This is a genomic window from Nocardia sp. CC201C, assembly GCF_030010695.1.
Lineage (GTDB): Bacteria > Actinomycetota > Actinomycetes > Mycobacteriales > Mycobacteriaceae > Nocardia > Nocardia otitidiscaviarum.
Map to the genome: position 1 here is coordinate 1 of NZ_JASCXP010000671.1, position 2,159 is coordinate 2,159.

Annotated in this window: 3 protein-coding genes; all 3 read left to right on the forward strand. The window is 69.5% G+C overall.

The genetic code is table 11. The annotated features are described in order from the left end of the window. Positions 1 to 1,196: geranylgeranyl reductase family protein (locus QK444_RS35740; RefSeq protein ID WP_282786460.1), on the forward strand; the 1,196-nt coding region annotated here is incomplete at its 5' end. Positions 1,197 to 1,202: 6 nt separating this feature from the next. Continuing rightward, positions 1,203 to 1,622, forward strand: coding sequence for an AraC family transcriptional regulator (locus QK444_RS35745; protein ID WP_282786462.1), 420 nt, complete (start codon positions 1,203 to 1,205; stop codon positions 1,620 to 1,622). A gap of 82 nt (positions 1,623 to 1,704) precedes the next feature. Beyond that, positions 1,705 to 2,136: a VOC family protein gene (locus tag QK444_RS35750; protein WP_282786464.1), complete on the forward strand. Its 432-nt coding sequence runs from the start codon at positions 1,705 to 1,707 to the stop codon at positions 2,134 to 2,136. The last annotated feature ends 23 nt before the right edge of the window (positions 2,137 to 2,159 follow it).

A 2,159-nucleotide genomic window follows, 5' to 3' on the forward strand; every position in this document is an offset into this window, starting at 1 on the left:
GGGGGGGACGGGCGGGGTCGGCCGCCGCCGCCTGGGCGGCGCGGGCCGGGCGGGACGTGCTGGGAGTGGATTCCGCGGTGTTCCCGCGCGACAAGACCTGCGGTGACGGGCTGACTCCGCGCGCCACGGCCGAACTGGAGCATCTGGGGCTGGGGGAGTGGCTGCGCGCGCATACGGTGAACCACGGTCTGCGCATGGCCGGGTTCGGGCGGGAGGCGCTGCTGCCCTGGCCGGAGGGGTCGTTCCCGAGTTACGGCAGTGCCGTGCCGCGCACCGAACTCGACGACAAGCTGCGCGAGACCGCGATGAAGTCTGGTGCGCGCATGGTGGACGGCGCGCGTGTGGTCGAGGTGGCCCGCGACGGCGACCGGGTCACCGGCGTCACGGTGAAGACCGACGGCGGGTTGCACGCGATCAGCTGCAAGACGTTGATCGTGGCCGACGGCGTGCGGTCGCCGGTGGGCAAGCTACTGGGCCGCACCTGGCATCGGCAGTACGCCTACGGCGTGGCGGCCCGCGCCTACATCACATCCGCCCGCAGCGACGACCCGTGGATCACCTCGCATCTGGAACTGCGCGACGCCGAGGGCTCCCTGGTGCCGGGGTACGGCTGGGTGTTCCCGCTGGGCAACGGCGAGGTGAACATCGGCGTCGGCTCACTGGCTACCGAGCGCCGCCCTTCCCACATCTCCCTGAAACCGCTGTTGCAGCACTATGTCTCGCTGCGCCGGGAGGAGTGGGGTTTCGAGGGTGAGGCCCGCGCGGTCGCGTCGGCGCTGCTGCCGATGGGCGGTGCGGTCTCGCAGGTGGCGGGCCGCAATTGGGCGCTGGTCGGCGATGCCGCGGGCTGTGTGAATCCGCTCAACGGCGAGGGCATCGATTACGGCTTGGAGGGCGGCCATATGCTCGCCGGGATGCTGGACGAGCCCGATCTGTCCACGCTGTGGCCGGATATGTTGCGCGCCCGCTACGGCCGCACTTTCTCGGTGGCGCGCCGACTGGCCGGATTCGCCACCCATCCCAAGACGGTGCCGCTCGGCGGCCCGCCGGTGATGCGCTCGAAACTCTTGCAGCGCACCGCCGTTCGAGTGATGGGCAATTTGGTCACCGACGAAGACGGGGACGTGACCGCCAAGCTGTGGCGGAGCGCGGGACGCGCTTCGCTGCGCTTCGACGAGCTCCAGCCCTTCTCCTGATCCGCCATGTCGGCCCGACCGGTTCCCGAGGATCTGCTCCCGCATCTGCGGCGGGCGCGGGATCTGGCGGACCGGAATTACGCCGAGCCGCTGGACTTGGACGGTCTGGCGGCCGCGGCGGGGGTCTCCAAGTACCACTTCCTGCGCAGTTTCGCGGCCACCTACGGCAAGACGCCCGCCGTCTATCTGGCCGAACGCCGCATCGAGCGCGCGCAGGACCTGTTGCGCGCCACCAATGTCACGGTGACCGAGGCGTGCATGCTGGTGGGCTACTCCTCGCTGGGCTCTTTCAGCCGCAAGTTCACCGAACTGGTGGGCATGTCGCCCTCGGACTACCAGGCCAAATTCGCGGCCGAGGGCACGCCGCGCATTCCGGGCTGCTTCGTGTTCATCCACGGGTTGTCGGATCGGCGGCTGCCCGACTAGCGACAGGCACGAGCTGAGCGATTCCCCGAGCTGAGCAATTTCGGAGAAGCCGCGCGGGCCGCCGACTCCATAGCCTGAGTGCATGACCACAATCACGCACGTCTCGCTCGCCACCGTGTACGTCCTGGACCAGACCGCCGCCAAACAGTGGTACATCGACAAGCTGGGCTTCGTCGAAACCGCCGACGTGACCATGGGCGACAACGGATTCCGCTGGGTGACCGTCGCCCACCCGGATCATCCGGAACTCGAGGTCACCCTGATGCTGCCCGGCCCGCCGCTGGACGACGACCTGGCCGAGGCCACCCGCCGTGCCCTCGCCAAGGGCAGCCACGGGGCCCTCGGCCTGGCCACCGACGACTGCCAGAAGACCTTCGACGAACTCACCGCCAAGGGGGTGGAATTCGTGCAGCCGCCCGCCGAACGCCCGTACGGCGTGGAGGCGGTGATCCGCGACAATTCCGGCAACTGGCTGGTCATCGTGGAGAAGCGCTCGTTCGACCCGGGGCAGTAGGCATACGCCGCAGGCACACCGGG

What these genes read in the sequence shown, in the direction of transcription:
- QK444_RS35745 (WP_282786462.1), top strand. Translation starts at nt 1,203, where the DNA reads ATGTCGGCCCGACCGGTTCCCGAGGATCTGCTCCCGCATCTGCGGCGG.
- QK444_RS35750 (WP_282786464.1), top strand. Translation starts at nt 1,705, where the DNA reads ATGACCACAATCACGCACGTCTCGCTCGCCACCGTGTACGTCCTGGAC.